The organism is Candidatus Pantoea symbiotica, assembly GCF_056491525.1.
Genome location: NZ_JBSZHR010000002.1, coordinates 1,952,155 through 1,973,256 on the forward strand (window position 1 = coordinate 1,952,155; position 21,102 = coordinate 1,973,256).

Here is a 21,102-nt window from a genome sequence, read left to right on the forward strand (position 1 = left end):
GCCTAATTTTCAACCATCGCGACCGCCAACAACAATGACCAAAAGGATTACAGCTATGGGTTTTCTTTCCGGTAAGCGCATTCTGATTACTGGCGTTGCCAGTAAACTCTCAATCGCCTACGGTATTGCGCAGGCGATGCACAAACAGGGCGCAGAACTGGCTTTCACCTACCAGAACGACAAACTGAAAAGTCGTGTGGAAGAGTTTGCTAAAGATCTGGGTTCAGACATTGTTCTGCCATGCGATGTGGCTGAAGACGAGAGCATCACTGCGCTGTTCACCGAACTGGCAAAAACCTGGCCGAAATTTGACGGTTTCGTTCACTCCATCGGTTTCGCACCTGGCGATCAGCTGGATGGCGACTACGTGAATGCCGTTACCCGTGAAGGCTTCAAAATCGCTCACGACATCAGCGCGTACAGCTTTGTGGCGATGGCGAAAGAGTGCCGTGCGATGCTGAACCCGAATTCTGCCCTGCTGACCTTGTCTTACCTGGGTGCAGAGCGCGCCATCCCGAACTACAACGTGATGGGTCTGGCGAAAGCCTCTCTGGAAGCTAACGTGCGCTACATGGCGAACGCAATGGGTCCAGAGGGCACGCGTGTTAACGCCGTTTCTGCCGGTCCAATCCGTACGCTGGCTGCATCAGGCATCAAAGATTTCCGTAAGATGCTGGCACACTGCGAAGCGGTTACCCCGATTCGTCGTACCGTTACCATCGAAGACGTGGGTAACTCAGCGGCATTCCTGTGCTCTGATCTGGCGGGTGGTATCACTGGTGAAGTGGTACACGTTGATGGCGGCTTCAGCATTGCCGCAATGAACGAGCTGGAACTGAAATAAGATTTACGTAGGGTCGCCATTCATGGCGACCTCTCTTTCAAAAAAATCCCCCCTTATACTCGTAAGCTATTAATTATTCCCCATCATTCTTTTGCCGCGGACGGCCGTTCAGCGACGATAAGCTAGCCCTTTGTTGCATGCCTGCTTTTCAGATTCGCACGCTATGCAGCAAGTCCGTTTTTAGCGCAAGGAATGACCATGGAACAACGCCGTTCTCCCGGCCATGACCACTGGTTTTATGAAAGCCAGACTCGCCCGAATAGCACCGCCACTGCGCCGCTGGTGCCCGAAGCCGCCTATATCGACGATCGTTTCTTACTCGGTTTGCAACAGGAAGCGACCGCGCTACAGCCGCTGCTGTCGCGTTTTCAGCCTGCGTTATTGGCCGCGCGCGATCTCAGCCAGATTCTGTTTCCCGATACGCTTGCCACCAGTTTGACCCACACCTTAACGCTGTACGATCGCCTCAGCACCGCGCTGACGGTAGCGCAGGTCGCCGGCGTGCAGCGCCTGTGCAATCACTACTCCGCCCGGCTCAATCCGTTGCCCGGCCCGGACTCGTCTCGCGAAAGTAATAATCGTCTGACGCAAATCACCCAATATGCGCGTCAACTGGCGATGCAGCCGGAACTGATCAACGCCCACAGCATCAGCGCGCTGGACGCGGTGGGCTTAACCGAACCGGATATTGTCACGCTGAATCAACTGGTGGGATATGTCAGCTATCAGTCGCGCGTGGTGGCCGCGCTGCAGGCGATGATGGGCTTGCCGGTGCGCTGGATTCCGGGCGTTTCACCGCCGCCGGATGCCAGCGCAGAGCTGTTCACACGCAACGACGGCTGGCAGCATGCACTGAAACCGGTTGAACTGCGCTACGCCAGCGCCGATCAGCTGGCGGCGGTCACCTTCTGTCAGGGCATTGAGGGATTGGATGATGCCATTTGGCTGCTGGTGCACGATGCGCAAGCGCTGTATGGCTTTGCCACTCTGAAGCAGCGGCTGAGTGAACATTTTGCCGAGGATGAAGCGCTGGCGCAGGCGGTCAGCGCGCGGGTGCTGGGTTGTCGACGTCAGTTTCATCGTGTTTCTGATGAATGGCGAGCCGCGCTGTTGCAGGATGTCGAAGGCGCTGCCGCAGCTTCGCCGGTGATTTTACTCAGCGCCCAGCTCACTCGCCTGCCCGACCGCTTCAGCGCTGCGCATCTGCAGCCACTGTTGAATGCCGGCTGGGGCAGCGAACGCATCTTCACCTTGTTACAAGCGGTGGCTTTCGCCAGCTGGCAGGATCGCGTGCTGATGGCGCTCGGCGAAACCCGTTAATCGGGAAGATGCCGCCGCGCTTCATCAAAGAAATGCTGAGCCAGCGGCGATGCTCTGCCCGGCTCGGCAATCACTAACGCCGCCTGCCTGCCCATCGGCGCAATTTCAATCGGCCGCCGCGCCAGATTCTGCATCAGCTCCGGCAACAGATGCCCGCAGGGCGACACCATCACGCCGAGGCCAACCTGCGCACTTTGCAGCAGTTGCATAATCGACGCGCTCTCAACAATCACGCGCGGTATCAAGCCGGTTTCACGCAGTTGCCCATCAAGATAGCGACGAAAATAGCGTGTCGGTTCCGCCAGACACAGCGGCTGGCTGGCTAGTGTGGTGAGCGAAATGCTCTCTTGCTCCAGCAGCGCCGGGAAATGCGCCGGATTAAACAGCGCTTCGACGCCCGGATCTTTCAATAGCGCAGTCTGGAAATGCAGCTCGCGCAATGACGTCAGTTCAAAGAAGCCGATACCGCCATCAACCGTATGGCTGTTGAGCGCTTCCAGCAGCTGATCGGCGCTCATCGCGGCAACGCGATAGTCGAGCTGCGGATAACGCGCTTCCACCGCTTTCAACAATGCGGGCAGCGCCACGCTGCATTGCGGCATGACGCCAAGCCGCAACGTACCGTTGACACCATGCTTGAGCGACTCCACTTCCAGCTTTAATCCCTGATACACCGAGACAATTTCCCGCGCCCAGGTCAGCACGCGCTCGCCTTCCGGTGTGAAGCCATCGAAATTATTACTGCGATTGATCAGCGACAGCCCTAATTCGCGCTCAAGGTTTTTCAGACGCATCGATAGCGTCGGCTGGCTGACAAAGCTGGCTTCTGCCGCACGGCCAAAGTGGCGCTCGCGTTCCAGATTACAAAGATAGATGAGTTGTTTGATGTCCATGGAAAGCAGAATTGGCTGGAAAACGGCAGTGTATCATGGCGGTTGCCGCTGCGCTGAGCCCACGCGCAGCGACCATTGCGTTACGCCACGCCCAAGGCACTTTTTACGTCGTTGGCGATCTTTTCGACCTGCGGGCCGTAAATCACCTGCACGTCGTGTTCGCTGACGCGATTGATGCCGTTCGCGCCGGTGGTGAGTAACGTTTGATCAACCACTTCATTCATCTGTTTAACCCGCACGCGCAGCCGGGTGAAACAGCAATCGACGTCCTCTATATTGGCTTCACCGCCCAGCCCGCTGATGATCACTTTGGTGCGCTCATCCGCCGCAACCTGTTCGGGCTTGTGCTCCTCATCGGATTCGCGCCCCGGCGTTTCTACTCGCATTCGCGTAATCACAAAGCGGAAACCGTAGTAGTAAATCGGCACATAAATCACGCCGAGGACAATCGTCCACCACCAATGCGTTTTACTGCCGCCGAGAATGCCAAACACCACCAGATCGATCGCGCCGCCCTGCACGTTACCAATCATCAAATGCAGCATCGACATCAACATAAATGACAGGCCGGTTAACAGCGCATGCAGGATATACAGCACCGGCGAAACGAAGATGAAACAGAACTCCAGCGGTTCGGTGATGCCGGTGGTAAAGGAGGTCAGCGCACCGGCCAGCACCAGCGCTTTGACGCGCTGCTTATGTTCGGGGCGCGCGGTGTGGTAAATCGCCAGCGCGGCGGCCGGTAAGCCAAACATCATTACCGGAATTTTGCCCTGCGCGAGGAACTGCGTGGCACCGCGCACCGTATCGTCCGGGATGGCGCCGGGATGCGTCAGCGAGGTGTTGAAGATGTTGAGCGCGCCGACAATGCTTTGCCCATCCACCGTTGCCATGCCGCCAATCGGCGTGAAGCGCACGGTTTCGTTGAGGATGTGATGTAAACCGGTGGGAATCAGCAGACGTTCACTGGTGCCGAGCAGGAAGGCGCCGTATTGCCCGCTTTTACCAATCATCAAACCCACCCACGCGATGCCTTCGCCGATAGTCGGCCAAATCAACGCCAGCAGCACGCCCACCAGCGGCAGCACCACCACGGTAACGATCGGCACAAAGCGGCGTCCGCCAAAGAAGCTGATCGCCGTCGGCAGTTGCTGGGTGTAAAAGCGGTTGTGCAGCACCACCGTAATCAATCCGGCAATCACGCCGCCCAGCACGCTCATGTTGTAGGTAAAGATGCCGAGCATGTCGATGTATTCGGCGGACGTCATCATCGCGGCGGTTTGGTCCATGCCCGCTTTCTGCAGCGCTTCGGGCGTGGTGGTGGCGGCCGTCAATCCTTTCGACGCCAGTGTAGAGCTGATACCGACGTTCATGGCGATATAGCCAATCACGGCGGCAAAGGCGGCGGTGGGTTTCTCCGCTTTCGCCAGCCCGATGGCGCTGGCCACCGCAAAGAACAGCGGCAGATTGGCGAACAGCGCGCCCGCCACTTTACGAATAAATCCGATGATCAATTGCGGCACCTGCAGATTGGCGAAGGCATCACCGGTAATCGCCGGGTTTTGCATGGCGGCGGCCAGACCAAGAAAGATCCCTGCGGCAGCGATCACCGAGATGGGCATCATTAAGGCTTTACCGAAGGCGTGAATTTGGCTTGCCAGATTCTTCATGCGCGTGCCCTTTTCAGAATGGAAAGAGCAATTATTAGCCAGTTATCTCAGCAGCACGTAACCGCCGCCCCTGAACATCCGGGAAAGTTTGACCTAGGTCACGCTTTACGGCTAGTTCACGATAAACGCCGCCTATCGCACCATTAAACCAATCAATTAGACAACTTTTAAGGAGAGTCGCACACTTCCCGCTAACAGAAGACATATTCTGATAACAACTCATAAACAAATAAGCCTGCAACTATGAAATTTAAACGTAAGATTCAACCCTATCGCGCTGCTGCGGGCGGCTGGGGTTCATTGGAAGCCACCACCCGTTTCGTCCTTGATAGTAAAGCTGCCCTGAAAAATATGCGTAACCTGATGCGCATGAACAAAGCACGCGGTTTCGACTGCCCAGGTTGCGCCTGGGGCGATGACAACAAAAGCACCTTTAGCTTTTGTGAAAACGGGGCAAAAGCGGTGACGTGGGAAGCCACGCGTCGTGTGGTTGAGCCAGAATTTTTTGCTCAGCATAGCGTCAGCACCCTTTACCAGCAGAGCGATTACTTCCTTGAGTATCAGGGACGCTTAACCCATCCAATGCGCTACAACAGCGCTACCGACCACTACGAACCGATCAGCTGGGACGATGCGCTAGCCTTGATTGCTCGCCATCTGCAGGCGATGGATCATCCGAACCAAATGGAGCTTTACACCTCCGGCCGCGCCAGTAATGAAGCTTCCTGGCTTTATCAGCTGTTTGGCCGCGTGATGGGCACCAACAACTTCCCCGACTGCTCCAACATGTGTCACGAAGCCAGCGGCACCGGCCTGAAGCGCAGCATCGGCGTGGGTAAAGGCACTATTCGTCTGGACGATTTTGATCACGCCGACGCGATTTTCGTGCTGGGTCAGAATCCGGGCACCAACCATCCGCGCATGCTGCACAGCCTGCGCCACGCCGCCGATCACGGTGCGAAGATTGTCACCTTTAACACGCTGCGCGAACGCGGCCTTGAGCGTTTTGCCGATCCGCAAAAGCCGCTGGAAATTGTCACGTCGATGGCGGGTACCATTAGTTCTGCCTATTACCAGCCTAATCTGGGCGGCGATATGGCGGCGGTGCGCGGTATGGTAAAAGCCCTGCTCGAGCTACAGCGTGCACGTTTGGCAGCCGGTGAGAAAGGCATTTTCGATCAGGCGTTTATTGATGCGAATACGCATGGTGTAGATGACTATCTCGCTGCGGTGGATAACACCCGCTGGGATGATATCGTGCGCCAATCCGGTCTGAGCGAAGTTCAGATCCGTGAAGCGGCGGCGATTTATCAAAGTGCCGAACGCGTGATTGTTACCTGGGCGATGGGTATCACGCAGCATAAACACTCGGTGGATACCGTTCGCGAGATCACCAACCTGCAGCTGCTGTTTGGTCAGTTGGGCAAGAAAGGCGCAGGCCTGTGTCCGGTGCGCGGCCACAGTAACGTGCAGGGCAACCGCACCATGGGCATTGATGAGAAACCGGGCAAGCCGTTCCTCGATGCCCTCGGCGCGCACTTTGATTTCGAACCACCGCGCGAGCATGGCCACAACACCGTTGAAGCGTTGAACGCGATGCTGCGTGACGAAGTGAAAGTGCTGATCGCGCTGGGCGGCAACCTTGCGGCGGCCGCACCGGATTCACCGGTCACCGAAGAAGCGTTGCAGCATTGCGGTTTGACCGTGCACATCAGCACCAAACTCAACCGCAGCCATTTGGTGCCGGGCCATGAAGGATTGATTCTGCCGACGCTGGGCCGTACCGAACGCGATCGCCAGGCAAGCGGCAATCAGTACATCACTGTTGAAGACTCGTTCAGCATGGTGCACGCCTCAGAAGGTGTCGGCATTCCACTGGCGGAAACGCAGCGTTCTGAAACCGCGATTGTGGCCGGCATCGCCCATGCAACCTTAGGCAGCGATAAAATCGACTGGCTGGCGATGGCAGGCAATTACGATCTGATTCGCGATCACATCGCCGCCACCATTCCCGGCTTTGCTGATTTCAATAACAAATGCGACATTCCGGGTGGTTTCTACCTCGGTAGCGCAGCCGCTGAGCTGCGCTTCAATACGCCAACCAAACGTGCCGAGTTCAGCGCTGCCGCCCTACCGACTTCACTGTTCCCGCAGTTAGGTGATGTCGCAGTGCCGTTCACCCTGCAAACCCTGCGTTCACACGATCAGTACAACACCACGATTTACGGCCTCGATGACCGTTATCGCGGCGTGTACGGTCAGCGTGAAGTGGTGTTTATCCATCCGGATGATATGGCGTCGCTGGGCTTCGCTGAAGGCCAGTTGGTGGATATCGAGACGCTGTGGAATGACGGCTTAACCCGTCGCGTCAGCGGTTTCAAACTGGTGCCGTATAACATTCCGCGCGGCAACCTTGCGGCTTATTATCCGGAAACCAACCCGCTGGTGCCGCTCTCCAGTTTTGGCGACGGCAGCGGCACGCCGACCTCAAAATCGGTGCCGGTGAAGCTGGCATTAACCGCCGCCGTAGCGTCACAACGCATCGCCTGACCAAAGCGTTATCAGAAGGTAAAAAGCCGCGTAAAGCGGCTTTTTAGCCTGTTTTGGCCTTGCCGCGCGGACCCGATTCGCGTAAAACTGTCAGCCGCTCTTAGGCCACGAAACTATATAAATTATGTTCCAGGATAATCCGCTGCTCGCGCAGCTTAAAGAGAAGCTTCACGCGCAGACTCCGCGCGTCGAAGGTGTTGTTAAAGGTACGGAAAAAGGCTTTGGCTTCCTCGAAGTTGATGCCCAGAAAAGCTACTTCATTCCGCCACCGCAGATGAAGAAAGTGATGCACGGCGACCGTATTTCTGCCGTGATCCACACCGATAAAGACCGCGAGAGTGCCGAGCCGGAAACCCTGGTTGAGCCGTTCCTGACCCGCTTTGTCGGCCGCGTGCAGAAGAAAGACGATCGTCTGTCAATTGTGCCGGATCATCCGCTGCTGAAAGATGCGATTCAGTGCCGCGCCGAACGTGGCGTGACCCACGATTTCCAGACCGGCGATTGGGCGGTGGCAGAGATGCGTCGTCACCCGCTGAAAGGCGATCGCGGTTTCTATGCCGAACTGACCGAATTCATTGTCACCGCGGACGATCACCTCGCGCCGTGGTGGGTAACGTTGTCGCGCCATAACCTCGAGCGTCAGGCTCCGGACGTCGGTTTTGGTGAGATGCTCGACGAAAATCTGCAGCGTGAAGATCTGACCGCGCTGAACTTCGTTACCATCGACAGCGCCAGCACCCAGGATATGGATGATGCGCTGTACGTGGAAGAAGCTGCCGACGGCAATCTGATCCTGACCATCGCCATCGCCGATCCGACCGCTTACGTGGCGGAAGGCAGCGAGCTGGATAAGCTGGCGTCAAAACGCGCGTTCACCAACTATCTGCCGGGCTTTAACATCCCGATGCTGCCGCGCGAACTCTCTGACGACGTCTGTTCTCTGCGTCCGAACGAACGTCGTCCAGCGCTGGCGTGCCGCGTCACCGTATTGAAAGATGGCAGCCTGGCTGATGACGTGCATTTCTTTGCCGCGTGGATCGAGTCGAAAGCCAAACTGGTTTATGACCAGGTTTCTGATTGGCTGGAAAACAGCGGCAGCTGGCAGCCAGAGAACGACGCCATCGCCCAGCAGATTCGCCTGTTGCACCAGGTTTGCCTGGCGCGCAGCGAGTGGCGTCAAACCCACGCGCTGGTGTTTAAAGATCGTCCGGACTATCGCTTTGTGTTGGGCGAGAAAGGCGAAGTGCTGGATATCATCTCTGAGCCACGCCGCATCGCTAACCGCATCGTGGAAGAGTCGATGATTCTGGCTAACGTCTGTGCCGCGAAAGTGCTGCAGGAGAAGCTGGGCTTCGGTATCTACAACCTGCATACCGGTTTCGATCTAGCCAACGCTGAGCAGGCCGCAGGCGTGCTGGCGGGTCATGGCATCACCGTGGATCCGCAGGCAATTACCACGCTGGAAGGCTTCCGCCAGCTGCGTCGTGAACTTGATGCGCAGCCAACCCAATATCTCGACAGCCGCATTCGTCGCTTCCAGTCGTTTGCCGAAGTCGGCACCGAACCGGGCCCGCACTTTGGTCTTGGCCTCGACGCGTACGCGACCTGGACTTCGCCGATTCGTAAGTTTGGCGACATGATCAACCATCGCTTGTTGAAAGCGATTGTGCGCGGCGAAAGCACCGCTCGTCCGCAGGATGAGCTGACGACCATCATGAGCGAACGTCGTCGCCTGAACCGCATGGCAGAGCGCGATGTCGGAGACTGGTTGTACGCACGCTTCCTCTCGCCGTTTGCCGGCACCGATCGCAAGTTCAGCGCCGAGATCATCGATGTCTCTCGCGGCGGCATGCGCGTGCGTCTGCAGGAGAATGGCGCGGTGGCCTTTATTCCTGCGCCGTTCATCCACGCGGTGCGTGATGAACTGGTGTGCTCGCAGGAAAGCGGCACCGTGCAGGTTAAAGGTGAAGTTGCTTACCGTGTGACGGACATCATCGACGTGACCATCGCCGAAGTGCGTATGGAAACCCGCAGCGTGGTCGCACGTCCGGCCGCCTGAGCATGAAAACTGGCGGGATAACAGCCGTTATCCCGCATTTCTCTCCGCCCGCTTTAGCAAATGTTAAATTTGCATTCCGCTTCACATTTCTAACGCCTCTGCCTGTCGTTAACAATTCATTACATTACTTTTAACTTGTTGTATTCGATCGCCTCTTTTCCCGGTCCCTACAAGGAGTTAACTCATGAACAACGTCAAAACCAGTCTCATCTGGTTAGCGGTGGCGTTAATTGGCGCGGGCGCATTTGCCATGCTGGCCCTCAGCCGTGGCGAACACGTCAACGCGGTCTGGCTGGTGATTGCCTCCGTCGCCTGCTACAGCATTGCCTATCGCTTTTACAGCCTGTTTATCGCTAAGCGCATCTTCGAACTGGACGATCGCCGTCGCACGCCGGCGGAGCGCTTAAGTGACGGCCTTGATTATGTGCCCACCAATAAATGGGTGCTGTTCGGCCACCATTTTGCGGCGATTGCCGGCGCGGGCCCGCTGGTCGGCCCGATCCTCGCGGCGCAAATGGGCTTCCTGCCTGGCACCATCTGGATTCTGGTTGGCGTGATGTTTGCCGGAGCGGTGCAAGATTTCCTGATTCTGTTTATCTCTACGCGCCGTGACGGCCGCTCGCTCGGTGAGATGGCCCGCCAGGAACTCGGTTCATTCGCTGGCGTTGTCACCATGCTCGGCGCGCTGGGCGTGATGATCATCATCCTCTCCGCACTGGCCTTGGTGGTGGTGAAGGCGCTGGCCAACAGTCCGTGGGGCTTGTTCACCATCGCCGCGACCATTCCGATTGCGCTGTTTATGGGCGTGTATATGCGTTTCCTGCGTCCGGGCAAAATCGCGGAAGTGTCGATCATTGGCTTCGTGCTGATGATGGCGGCGATTATTTACGGCGGTAACGTGGCGGCCGATCCCTATTGGGGCCCGCTGTTCACGCTGAAAGGCACGGAGCTGACGTGGGTGCTGGTGATCTACGGCTTTGTCGCCTCTTCGCTGCCGGTGTGGCTGCTGCTGGCGCCGCGCGATTATCTCTCCACCTTCCTGAAAATCGGCGTGATCATTGGTTTGGCCATCGGCATCGTGTTTGCCATGCCCGAGATGAAAATGCCTGCGGTAACCAAATTTATTGATGGCACCGGGCCGGTCTTCTCCGGCGCGCTGTTCCCGTTCCTGTTTATCACTATCGCTTGTGGCGCCATTTCAGGTTTCCATGCGTTGGTTTCGAGCGGTACCACACCAAAACTGGTGGAGCGCGAAAGCCATATCCGCTTTATCGGCTACGGCGCGATGCTGATGGAATCCTTCGTGGCGATCATGGCGCTGATTTGCGCCTCGGTGCTTGATCCGGGCGTCTACTTTGCCATGAACTCACCCGCCGCGCTGATTGGCACCACGGTGGAAAGTGCTTCGCAAGTGATTAACGGCTGGGGCTTCGTGGTGACGCCAGAGATGCTGAGCGGCATTGCGCGTGACGTCGGCGAAAGCACCATTCTTTCCCGTGCCGGTGGCGCACCCACCTTTGCGGTCGGCATGGCGCACATCATCACCGAAGTGTTTAACAGCCGCGCCATGATGGCGTTCTGGTATCACTTTGCCATCCTGTTTGAAGCGCTGTTTATCCTCACCGCTGTGGACGCCGGTACCCGCGCCTGCCGCTTTATGGTGCAGGATTTGGTGGGCACCGTGGTGCCATCGATGGCGAATAACCGTTCATGGTTGGGCAACATGGCGGGAACCACCGTTGCGGTGGCGGGCTGGGGCTTCTTCGTTTATCAGGGCGTAGTCGATCCGCTCGGCGGCATTAACACGCTGTGGCCGCTGTTTGGTATCGGCAACCAGATGCTGGCGTCGATGGCGCTGATTCTCGGCACCGTGGTGCTGTTCAAAATGAAGAAGCAGCGTTATGCGTGGGTGACGATTGTGCCGACCGCCTGGCTGTTTATTACCTCGATGACTGCTGGCTGGCAGAAGATTTTCCACGAGAAGCCATCGATTGGTTTCCTCGCGCAGGCCAACAAGTTCCGCAAAGGTATTGATGACGGCATCGTCATCGCCCCGGCTAAAACCGTCGCTGACATGCAAACTATCGTCTTCAGCAATCAAATTAACGCGGCCCTGTGCGCCTTCTTCATGCTGGTGGCGGTGACCATGCTGGTTTCTGCCTTCTTTGTGATTCGTCGGGCGCTCAACAGCAGCGTGCCGACTACCCATGAATCCGAGATCTCACTGCGTAAAGAGGTGCGAAATGTCTGAGTCCATTTATCACTGGAGAAAACCCACCGGTGCGTGGCAGATTCAGCAGTGCTTACCAATCGCACCCGCTGCGGCTGGGCAAAATCTTACGCGCTGGCAGCGCATCTGGCAGGGATTACAGCAAAGTTTTCGTTTAATGGTCGGCGTTCATGACTATCAAACTTATCTGAAGCATATGCGCGAACATCATCCAACTATCGCCCCCATGGATGAACGCGCTTTTCACCGTCACTGCCTCGATGCCCGCTTTCCCAGCCAGGCCGGAAAACTGGGTAAGTGTCCTTGCTAACCAGGAACAGCCCCGCTTGTCGGGGCTTTTTCGTGCCATTCTTTAATAAAAACAAAAATATATTTGGATTGCATCTTGTGCTGGCGCAGGAGGTTGAATACTGTTGCTAAAATAATGAGATACCGCCCGCTGAGCATTCCCCCGGAGGAAGTTTCCATGACCGATGAACAAGGGCAAACATTGCTATACACCTTGTTTGGCACCACCAGCCCTCATTGGCGTTTAACTTCAGATAGTGATGCTCTGCATTTTGCCGAAGATGAGAACGCGAACACTAATATGGCGGTTCCGCTGACTCCCGCACAAGCCAGTTTATTGCGTGCGATGACGGTCATTACCTCAAGTATTAACCTCACGCTGTCGCTGCACGGCGAACCCGTTCCGATGCATTTTGTCGGCCGTAAAGTCAATCAATCGACCTGGGCAGGCACCTCTTCAGCCTGGGGCGATACCTCGGCTGTCGCGCGTGATTTGACACTGGGTTTATCCTTCGCAGAACAAGTGGTTTCTGAGGCGAACTCAGTGATCGTGATTCTCGATCAGCGCGGCAATATTCAGCGTTTCAATCGTTTGAGTGAAGAGTACACCGGGCTGAAGGAGCAGGAAGTGATTGGCCGCAACGTTTTCCAGCTGTTTATGACCAAGCAGGAAGCGCAGGCATCACGCCGCAATATCGCCGGATTCTTCCGTGAAGGCAGTTCTTACGAAGTTGAACGCTGGATTAAAACCCGTAAAGGTCAGCGACTGTTTCTGTTTCGTAATAAGTTCGTTCACAGCGGTAGCGGAAAAAATGAAATTTTCCTCATCTGTTCCGGAACCGACATAACTGAAGAGCGCCGCGCTCAGGAACGCCTGCGCGTGCTGGCCAATACCGATACCGTGACCGGCTTGCCCAATCGCAACGCGATCCATCAGCAGATTAGTCTGGCACTGGAGCTGGCAAATGGCAGTCAAACCGGTGTGGTTTACCTCGATTTAGACAATTTTAAGAAGGTGAACGACGCTTACGGCCATATGTTTGGCGATCAGCTGCTGCAAGCGGTGTCGTTGGCCATCCTCAGCTGCCTTGGCAAAGACCAGACGCTGGCGCGCCTTGGCGGCGATGAGTTTGTGGTGCTGGCGGAACACACCAGCCAGGCGGCGCTGGAAGCGATGGCATCGCGCATCCTTGAGCGGCTGCGCCAGCCGTTCCGCATTGGATTGATTGAAGTCTACAGCGGCTGCTCGATTGGTATCGCCCTCGCCCCGCTGCATGGCGAAGATCGTGAAAGCCTGATTCGTAACGCCGATACCGCGATGTATCACGCCAAAGAGAACGGTCGCGGCAAGTTCTGTGTGTTCGCTAACGAGATGAATCAGCGCGTGTTTGAGTATCTGTGGCTCGATACCAACCTGCGCAAAGCGCTCGAACTGGATCATCTGGTGGTGCATTACCAGCCGAAACTCAATGCCGAAGGTGATGTGCTGAGCGCCGAAGCGCTGGTGCGCTGGAATTCCCCGGAGCGTGGTTTGGTGCCGCCGGGCGACTTTATTTCGTATGCCGAAGAGTCCGGTTTGATTGTGCCTTTGGGCCGCTGGGTGATGCTGAATGTGTTGCAGCAGATCATCAAGTGGCGCAGCGAAGGCATCTATCTGCGCGTCGCGGTGAACGTCTCGGCTAAACAGCTGATTGACCAGAGTATTTATACCGACCTGAAACATGCGCTGAATGAAGCCGGTTTGACCGACTGTCCGATTGATATCGAACTGACGGAAAGCTGTTTGATTGAGAATGAAGCTGGCGCACTGATGCTGATGAAGCAGTTTCAGGAACTGGGTGCGCAAGTACATCTTGATGATTTTGGTACCGGTTACTCCTCGCTTTCCCAGTTGGCGCGCGTTCCTATTGACGCCATTAAACTGGATCAGAGTTTTGTGCGTAATATCAATAAGCAACCTGTTGCGCAGTCGCTGGTCCGTGCGATTGTCGCCGTTGCCAAAGCCTTGAAGCTGCAGGTGATTGCCGAAGGCATTGAAACTAAAGCCGAAGAAAAGTTTGTTATGGCCAATGGTGTCGATGGGCGTCAGGGTTATTATTATGCAAAACCAATGCCCGCAGAAGAGCTCGGGCATTGGCTGGCTAAGCATCCTGCCCGCGTCTAACGCTGGTTTGCGAGATTAGCCGGCTTTGCGCAAGGATGCGCTATGACGGTTCTGCAGTTGTACCAGTCGTTCCATGTAAGCAATGTCTTTCGGTTCCAGTGTGAAGGCATAATCAACCCAATCCTCGGTGATATCCATCAGCTCGGCGCGTGATAATTGCAATACGCGCTGACGCGCTTTCAGCATCGCACGCACGCCGTTGAGCTTTGGACGTAACGTATCGATAAAGGTCCGTGTGGTGCGATAACCATCGCCCGGCTGGAACACTTTGTCGACCAGCCCACGCGTTTCATACCACTCCGCGCTGTGTGACTCGCCTTCCATAATCAGCTCTTCAGCCAGCTTCATGCCAGAGCGACGCGCCACTAACGAGTAGCCGCCCATGCCAGGGAACAAGTTGAACGCGATCTCCGGGAAGCCCATGCGCGCGCTGTTCTGCGCCAGAATGAAGTGATGCGCCAGCGCCGCTTCAAAGCCGCCACCGAGAGCACTGCCCTCAATCATCGCCAGCGTGACCGCACCGGTATCGAAACCCCGCGCTGCGGAGTGGATGCAGTCAACACAGGCACGTGCATAAGCGCGCAGTGCTTCACGACGGTTGTTGCGAATGCACTCCACGAAGAAACGCAAATCGCCTCCGGCGTTAAACATCTGTGGCACTAACGATCCCGTCACCCAGAAATCAATCGGCAGACCAGAACGCTGAGCGGAATAGCTCAGGTTCATGATCTCCTCAATTAATTCGTGGTTGAAACTCGGACGGGGTTGCGCACGCAGCATCATCCACATGGTACGTCGGCCCTCTTCATAGTAGGCGGCGAGCTGTGTGGTTTGTCCAACTTCGGTGAACAGTCTGCATGTCGGTTGGTTAATTACTGTCATTGTCTCATCCTCTGTTTATGTTTATGTAGTGCGTTAAACGCCACATCAGCGTAATCCAGAGTGAGGCCAGACCAAATGAGAGATTGATTTATAAAGCAAAATCCAGAGATATCCCCGACCAGCGGCCGGGGAAGCATTAGCGGGCTTACTTGATGGCTGCGCGTTGCCCCACGGCAACATGAGAACGCTTAACGCGTCGTGAATAAACAGCCGTAATGATTGGCACAATGACGGAAGTGACAATGACAGAAGTGGCGACTAGCGCTGTGGCAGCCGGTGCGACCGGTTTAAACTGTGGCAGCATCTCGGCAATCAACACTGGCGTAGCCACCGCAGCACCGGCGGTGCTGGATGCTGCAATCCCTGCCGTACCATCACCACCGCCAATCAGGCGATCGGCAATGATCAGCGGAATGCCGGTCACAATGATCACTGCGACGCCAAGCATGATTCCCAGCAGGCCAGTTTGCGCGATGACGGTCAAATCAATGGTGTTGCCCAATGCGAAGGCAAAGAACGGAATTAGCGTGTGTACCGCTTTACCAAAGAACTCGCGCAGTTCGGGATCAAGATTACCGAGCGCAAATCCAACGATAAACGGCAGCACTGCGCCCACGAAGACATGCGGCTCGAATGAGGCGATGCCTGCGGTGCCGAGGATCACCATCGTCATCAGCGGCCCCGACTCCAGCGACATCAAGACGAATGCACCGGCTTCTTCTTTCGAACCGTATTGCTGCATGATAGAAGCGTATAAGCCGCCGTTGGTCATATCCATCGCCGCCACTAACGCCAGCGTGGAGAGTCCGGCAAACATGCCCACTTCCACGCCGTTTTCTGGCATCACACGTGAGGCAATCGCTGCGACAACCCAAGCTACCGCAATTTTGGTGAGTACCAGCGTGCCTGATTTACGCAGCACCGTGCCGGTGGCGCTGAGTTTGATGGATGCGCCCATGCAGAAGAACCACACCGCGAGGATTGGTACGGTGCCGGTCATCAACCCATTGGTGAAGGAACCAAAGTATTTACCTGCGCCGGGAGAGAACGTATGGCATAGCGCGCCCAAAAACAGCGGAATCAGCATCATGCCGCCAGGAATTTTATCAATTGCACGTTTGATATGCATAAGAGTGTCACCTTAACTGAGCCAGAGGGAGGTGTTTTTATGAATTGCCAGATGGCATGGCGAGCAAGATAACGATTGGCTGAAAGGAAAAAAGTGATCACAAATGCATTTATGAAACACTGTTTTATTTTTATTGATTGATCATTTTGTATTTATGATGCGTATCGCCATACCAGATGATTTGATGCAAAAAGAAAGGCGCCCGCAGGCGCCTATGATTCTAAATCAGCCTTAATTCTGCCCATACCACGCATTTTTACCGTGCTTGCGCAGATAGTGCAGATCAAGCAAGGTTTGCGATATCGGCGGTAACTCAGTGCGCAACTGCTCGGTATGCAGCGCCATATAAGCTACTTCTTCTAATACCACCGCACTGTGTACCGCAGCATGCGCGTCTTTGCCCCAGGCAAAGGGGCCGTGGGAATTGACCAACACGGCGGGAATCGCTGTTGGCTCAATTGCGCGCTGCGCAAAAGTTTCAATGATCACCTGCCCGGTGTTCCACTCGTATTCCTGCTCAATTTCTTCACGCTTCATCTGCCGTGTACAAGGAATGGTGCCGTAGAAATCATCGGCGTGCGTGGTGCCCAACGCGATGATTTCGCGTCCAGCCTGCGCCCAAATGGTGGCATGCCGCGAGTGCGTATGCACGATGCCGCCAATCTCTGGCCAGGCGAGATAGAGCGCGCGGTGCGTAGCGGTATCCGATGACGGGCGCATGTTACCTTCGATCACCTCACCGCTGGCGAGATCAACAACCACCATATCGTCGCGCTGCATCTGTTCGTACTTCACGCCCGACGGCTTAATCACCAATAAACCGCGATCGCGGTCCACCGCACTGACATTGCCCCAGGTAAAAGTGACCAAGTTGTAACGGGGTAAATCGAGGTTGGCTTCCAGCACCTGCTGCTTTAACGCTTCCAGCATCTTTTTTCTCCTGCAAACTGTGATAGCTGAATTGTGCGGAGCAGTGAGGAAAAGCGTTATGGAAGGAATGGCTGTAAAAGCTGCGGAAAGTGGCTATGACGAGAAATCTGTGGCTTGAAGGGGTTTCGAACAACAAACAAGACGTGGATTGCAGACTTGTAGTTTAGGACCGTTTTACCCTGCCGAGTGCGCCGTAACATCTATACTTATAAAGTTACCTCGGTGATAACAATCAAGGAGAAGTTAATGACTACAACAATGAAACGTCTTACTGCTGCCGTCCTGGCAACAACTTTAGTTGTCGCGCTGAGCGGCTGTTCAAACTGGTCCAAACGCGACCGTAATACCGCAATCGGTGCGGGTGCCGGTGCCATTGGTGGTTCAGTACTGACCAACGGTAGCGGACTCGGTACTGTTGGCGGCGCAGCTGTAGGCGGCATCATCGGCCACCAGATCAGCAAATAAAATATAATTATCAGGCTACGCAGCGCATCTACTTAACAACGGGCCACCTAATAAGTGGCCCGAACTGTTTCAACCGCCAGCCAGTTTGACTTTCATGCCTTTGGCTTCCAGCAGCGTTTTAATCAGATCGCGTTTGTCGCCCTGAATCTCAATCACGCCCTCTTTAACTGACCCGCCACAACCACACTTTTTCTTCAGCTCAGCGGCCAGTTTTTCGAGTGCGCCATCATCCAGATCGATGCCGGTGACCAGACACACGCCCTTCCCTTTGCGTCCGCTGGTTTGGCGCTGGATACGCACGATACCATCGCCTTTCGGCCGCGGCGCTTTCTCTTCTTCATGGGTGATTCGGCCGCTGTCGGTCGAATACACCAATCGATTGTCCTGAGCCATTAAGCCTCCTGTAAACTTTGCAGGATTTGCTGCAGCGTGGCGGCCGGATCGGCGGATTGGGTGATCGGACGCCCGATGACCATATAATCCACACCCGCGAGTTTAGCCTGCTGCGGCGTCATGATACGGCGCTGATCGCCCGCATCGCAGCCAGCCGGACGAATACCTGGGGTAACCAGCGCGAAATCCTGACCAATTACCTGCTTAAAGTGCACGGCTTCCTGCGCCGAACAAACCACGCCGTGCAGGCCGCAATCGCGGGTCAAACGCGCCAGTCGTTCAGCCTGCTCAGCTGGAGACAAGGTAATGCCCAAACCTTTCAGATCGTCTTCATCCATGCTGGTCAACACGGTGACCGCAATCAGCAGCGGTGCATCTTTACCAAATGGCACCAGCGCTTCACGTGCCGCGTTCATCATGCGAGCGCCACCGCTGGCGTGCACGTTCACCATCCATACGCCAAGATCGGCCGCTGCCGCGACTGCATGTGCGGTGGTGTTTGGGATGTCATGAAACTTGAGATCGAGGAACACTTCAAAACCACGTTCCTGCAGCGTTTTCACCAGCGATGGACCAAACAGCGTGAACATCTCTTTGCCCACTTTCAGGCGACACTGGCTTGGATCGATGCGGTCTACAAACTGCAGCGCGCTGTTGAGATCATGATAGTCGAGTGCCACCAGAATAGGTGAAGTGGTTACAGGCATAACGTTTCCTCAGTAACAGGCACCCGCAGGCGCGATGGACAAACGGCAAGCATTCTACCTGCGCAGGCCGGTGCCGACAATCACGCTGCCGCCAGAACTTGCCTGTTTGACCGCTTGCTGCACGATGCTGAAGGAGTATTAGTATTAAATACTAATAGTATGTTGTAACTAATAAGCTTTAGATAGAATACAAATACGGCCATTTATTGGCCGTCGAGTCCACGAATAGGTTTTACGGAAGACCAGGCGCGGCAAGATGGGCAATGCCAGTAAAGTGCATGTGCAGTGAAGCCGCATTTCTGGCAACGATATCGCGGCTTAGTGCGGATTTGCTCGCCGACCATATCGCGCAGCACCATCAAGCTCTCTTTCGCGCGTCCGTCTTCCGCTTCATGTAAGTGGAAGTCCATTAAACGATGGAACACGCGCATGGTTGGATGACGCTGGAGCTGGCGATTGATATACAGCTGCGCCGCTTCGGGGCCCTGCTGCTGCTCGAGAATATCGGAGAGATAAAGCTCTGCTGCGGCGCCGGTATTTTCATCGACACAGCGTTGTAAGAATTGCGCCCAGTTTTCGGGTTGGTTCAGGCGCTGATAGCAGGTTTCCAGCATCGGTAAGGTTTCACTCACCAGCTCTTTATCCTGCTCGAGTACGCGCTGCAGTCGGCTGGCGGCTTTCGCATACTCGCCCTGCTCCATCAAAATGCGGCCCATCATTATAGAGACGCGCGCGCTTTGATGATCGGCTGACTCGCCCTTTTTCAACAAACTCATCGCCCGATCAAGGTCGTCGCTGCTTAATGCCTGCAACGCCAGCTCACAGTAGAAATGGGCAATTTCGCCTTTCTGTTTGTCTTTGCCGAGCTTAACCAGCTTTTCCGCCACTTCGATGGCTTTTTGCCAGTCGCTGGTTGCCTGATGAATCAACAGCAATTGCTGGAGCGCACCGATGCGGAAATCGGTCTCTTCCACCAGTTGCCCAAACATATCTTCGGCACGATCGTACAATCCCGCCGCCATGTAATCACGGCCGAGTTGCTGGATCGCCAGTAAGCGCTGCTCGTAGCTGAGCGACGCGCTTTCCATCAAAGATTGGTGAATGCGAATGGCGCGATCAACTTCACCGCGCGAACGGAACAGGTTGCCGAGCGTCAGATGTGCTTCAACCGTGCCGCTGTCCTCTTTCAACATGTCGAGAAAGAGATCAACCGCTTTGTCCTGTTGATTGGAGAGCAGGAAGTTTACCCCAGTCACATAATCACGCGACAGACGGTTCGCTTCCTGTTGCTTATCCTGATGTGCACTGCGGCGGCCCATATACCAGCCATACGCCGCAGCAACAGGAAGAAGCAGAAACAGCAATTCAAGCATCGAAAATTAATCCCGACGGCTGGCAGTTGGTGATGTGGTCACTGCGGTTGATTGTTCATTCTGTGCCTGCATACGTTTAAGTTTACGCTGTGCATTGGCCAGTGAAACCCGTAAGCGTAACCAGAACAGGCCACAAATTGCCCATCCCAGCAGGAATCCAGCGCCAAACAAGCTGGCGAGCAGTGTTGAAATGCGGAATTCGCCCTGCGCTAGCAGATAGTTAAAGGTGATGACTTGGTCGTTATGCGCTCCGAGCGTGACGGAGATGATGAAAATGACCAATACCACGAGAAAAATAAGCAAATATTTCACAATGCGTCCTGTCGAGAGGTTATCCAAAAGAAGTATGCCAAAAAACCGCCGTCGATGCTGCTTATCCCCACATCTGATAGCGCTTTTTTCTGCAAGCACAATCAATCATATGGGGACGAATAGCGTAATTACAATCCATCATCACGTTGCGCGATCTCACGATGCTCTTCTGGCGGGATGGTGAGCGGGCCGCAGAAACGCTGCGCAAGTAAAGTGGCAACGGTGACCAGCAACCAGGATATCAGCGTTGCCATCACTAAATCACGCGGCCAGTGCATACCTAACACTAAACGGCTGCCCATCACCGCGGTCGCCCAAACAAATAATACGGCAACCGTGGCGAAATGGCGGCGCGGCCACAATAACCCGATCGCCAATAACGCCCAGCTGGCGGCAAACATGGTGTGCCCGGAAGGAAACGCATAACCGGTTTCAAACGCCCAGTGATTCTTCAGCCATTGCGGCAGCTGGGTATCGTTGGCCAGCAAAGTTGAGACCATTTCGCCACGCTGCTGACGATGCAGCTGATAAAACTCATCACCGTTAATGCCATGACTTTTTTCCAGCCAGATGACATACGGGCGCGGTTCCTGCACCTGCTCTTTGATGGTGGATTTGGTGTACTGACCGGCAAGAATTGCGCCGTTCATAATAAGGATGAGCAGAATCGCGGGTTTAAGCCGAAAGCGTAAACACCACAACACCCAGGCGCTGAGGATGATACTGGTGAGAATGCCCCACGGATTGGTGACGGTTTCTGTCATCCAAAACAGCACGCGAAGTAGATTGCCACTTTCCCCTGGTTGCCATTGCCAGTTGGATATCCATACGCCCAACGGCATGAGCAACAATAAAAACGCCCCTAAAGTGGTGCGCTGAATGATTTTTAACAT

General features: G+C 55.3%; 18 protein-coding genes. 8 read left to right on the plus strand and 10 right to left on the minus strand.

Annotated features, from left to right (window positions below):
* The first annotated feature begins 55 nt into the window (after positions 1-55).
* Both fabI and ACXIZX_RS09650 read left to right on the plus strand, forming a co-directional pair.
* Positions 56-844 carry an enoyl-ACP reductase FabI gene (fabI, locus tag ACXIZX_RS09645; protein WP_007892455.1) on the plus strand — a complete coding sequence of 263 codons (789 nt, stop codon included), beginning with the start codon at positions 56-58 and terminating at the stop codon, positions 842-844.
* A 198-nt stretch (positions 845-1,042) separates the two neighbouring features.
* Positions 1,043-2,164, plus strand: coding sequence for a CMD domain-containing protein (locus ACXIZX_RS09650; RefSeq protein WP_479404060.1), 1,122 nt, complete (start codon positions 1,043-1,045; stop codon positions 2,162-2,164).
* Here ACXIZX_RS09650 and ACXIZX_RS09655 read toward each other — a convergent pair.
* Positions 2,161-3,057 carry a LysR family transcriptional regulator gene (locus tag ACXIZX_RS09655; protein WP_479404061.1) on the minus strand — a complete coding sequence of 299 codons (897 nt, stop codon included), beginning with the start codon at positions 3,055-3,057 and terminating at the stop codon, positions 2,161-2,163. The two genes, ACXIZX_RS09650 and ACXIZX_RS09655, sit on opposite strands and share 4 nt — an antisense overlap.
* An 80-nt stretch (positions 3,058-3,137) precedes the next feature.
* Positions 3,138-4,727 (minus strand): PTS transporter subunit EIIC, encoded by a 1,590-nt coding sequence (locus ACXIZX_RS09660; RefSeq protein WP_061718793.1) that lies wholly within the window; start codon positions 4,725-4,727, stop codon positions 3,138-3,140.
* A gap of 243 nt (positions 4,728-4,970) precedes the next feature.
* Here ACXIZX_RS09660 and ACXIZX_RS09665 point away from each other — a divergent pair, with 243 nt between their 5' ends.
* The 5 genes from ACXIZX_RS09665 (at position 4,971) to pdeR (ending at position 14,018) form a co-directional block, all read left to right on the plus strand.
* On the plus strand, positions 4,971-7,277 hold the full coding sequence (locus ACXIZX_RS09665; RefSeq protein ID WP_179450711.1) for an FdhF/YdeP family oxidoreductase: 2,307 nt from the start codon (positions 4,971-4,973) through the stop codon (positions 7,275-7,277).
* Positions 7,278-7,401: 124 nt separating this feature from the next.
* Positions 7,402-9,336: an exoribonuclease II gene (locus ACXIZX_RS09670; RefSeq protein ID WP_479404062.1), complete on the plus strand. Its 1,935-nt coding sequence runs from the start codon at positions 7,402-7,404 to the stop codon at positions 9,334-9,336.
* A gap of 184 nt (positions 9,337-9,520) precedes the next feature.
* On the plus strand, positions 9,521-11,587 hold the full coding sequence (locus ACXIZX_RS09675) for a carbon starvation CstA family protein (RefSeq protein ID WP_154156292.1): 2,067 nt from the start codon (positions 9,521-9,523) through the stop codon (positions 11,585-11,587).
* The gene (locus tag ACXIZX_RS09680) at positions 11,580-11,876 is read left to right on the plus strand and encodes a YbdD/YjiX family protein (protein WP_154156294.1); all 297 of its coding nucleotides are present in this window, start codon (positions 11,580-11,582) and stop codon (positions 11,874-11,876) included. Before ACXIZX_RS09675 ends, ACXIZX_RS09680 begins: the two co-directional genes overlap by 8 nt.
* Before the next feature lie 156 nt (positions 11,877-12,032).
* Positions 12,033-14,018, plus strand: coding sequence for a cyclic di-GMP phosphodiesterase (gene pdeR, locus ACXIZX_RS09685; RefSeq protein ID WP_008106502.1), 1,986 nt, complete (start codon positions 12,033-12,035; stop codon positions 14,016-14,018).
* A gap of 15 nt (positions 14,019-14,033) precedes the next feature.
* On the opposite strand, the gene ACXIZX_RS09690 is transcribed toward pdeR, so the two are convergent.
* From ACXIZX_RS09690 to araD, 3 genes are all read right to left on the minus strand, one after another.
* Positions 14,034-14,900: a crotonase/enoyl-CoA hydratase family protein gene (locus ACXIZX_RS09690; protein ID WP_007892438.1), complete on the minus strand. Its 867-nt coding sequence runs from the start codon at positions 14,898-14,900 to the stop codon at positions 14,034-14,036.
* A gap of 145 nt (positions 14,901-15,045) precedes the next feature.
* Positions 15,046-16,029 (minus strand): 2-keto-3-deoxygluconate transporter, encoded by a 984-nt coding sequence (kdgT, locus tag ACXIZX_RS09695; RefSeq protein ID WP_007892437.1) that lies wholly within the window; start codon positions 16,027-16,029, stop codon positions 15,046-15,048.
* Positions 16,030-16,260: 231 nt separating this feature from the next.
* On the minus strand, positions 16,261-16,959 hold the full coding sequence (gene araD / locus ACXIZX_RS09700; protein WP_061718788.1) for an L-ribulose-5-phosphate 4-epimerase: 699 nt from the start codon (positions 16,957-16,959) through the stop codon (positions 16,261-16,263).
* 246 nt (positions 16,960-17,205) lie between these two features.
* Between araD and osmB the strand changes: the two genes are divergently transcribed.
* Positions 17,206-17,424 carry an osmotically-inducible lipoprotein OsmB gene (osmB, locus tag ACXIZX_RS09705; protein ID WP_008106509.1) on the plus strand — a complete coding sequence of 73 codons (219 nt, stop codon included), beginning with the start codon at positions 17,206-17,208 and terminating at the stop codon, positions 17,422-17,424.
* Between the two features lie 69 nt (positions 17,425-17,493).
* On the opposite strand, the gene yciH is transcribed toward osmB, so the two are convergent.
* From yciH to pgpB, 5 genes are all read right to left on the minus strand, one after another.
* Positions 17,494-17,817 carry a stress response translation initiation inhibitor YciH gene (gene yciH / locus ACXIZX_RS09710; RefSeq protein WP_179450708.1) on the minus strand — a complete coding sequence of 108 codons (324 nt, stop codon included), beginning with the start codon at positions 17,815-17,817 and terminating at the stop codon, positions 17,494-17,496.
* The gene (pyrF, locus tag ACXIZX_RS09715) at positions 17,817-18,524 is read right to left on the minus strand and encodes an orotidine-5'-phosphate decarboxylase (protein ID WP_179450707.1); all 708 of its coding nucleotides are present in this window, start codon (positions 18,522-18,524) and stop codon (positions 17,817-17,819) included. Before pyrF ends, yciH begins: the two co-directional genes overlap by 1 nt.
* 203 nt (positions 18,525-18,727) lie before the next feature.
* Positions 18,728-19,897, minus strand: a complete 1,170-nt coding sequence (lapB, locus tag ACXIZX_RS09720) for a lipopolysaccharide assembly protein LapB (protein ID WP_008106516.1) — start codon at positions 19,895-19,897, stop codon at positions 18,728-18,730.
* A 6-nt stretch (positions 19,898-19,903) separates the two neighbouring features.
* A complete protein-coding gene (locus ACXIZX_RS09725) occupies positions 19,904-20,209 on the minus strand; it encodes a LapA family protein (protein WP_008106517.1) in 306 nt (101 codons plus the stop codon).
* 128 nt (positions 20,210-20,337) lie between these two features.
* Positions 20,338-21,102 carry a phosphatidylglycerophosphatase B gene (gene pgpB, locus ACXIZX_RS09730; protein WP_179450705.1) on the minus strand — a complete coding sequence of 255 codons (765 nt, stop codon included), beginning with the start codon at positions 21,100-21,102 and terminating at the stop codon, positions 20,338-20,340.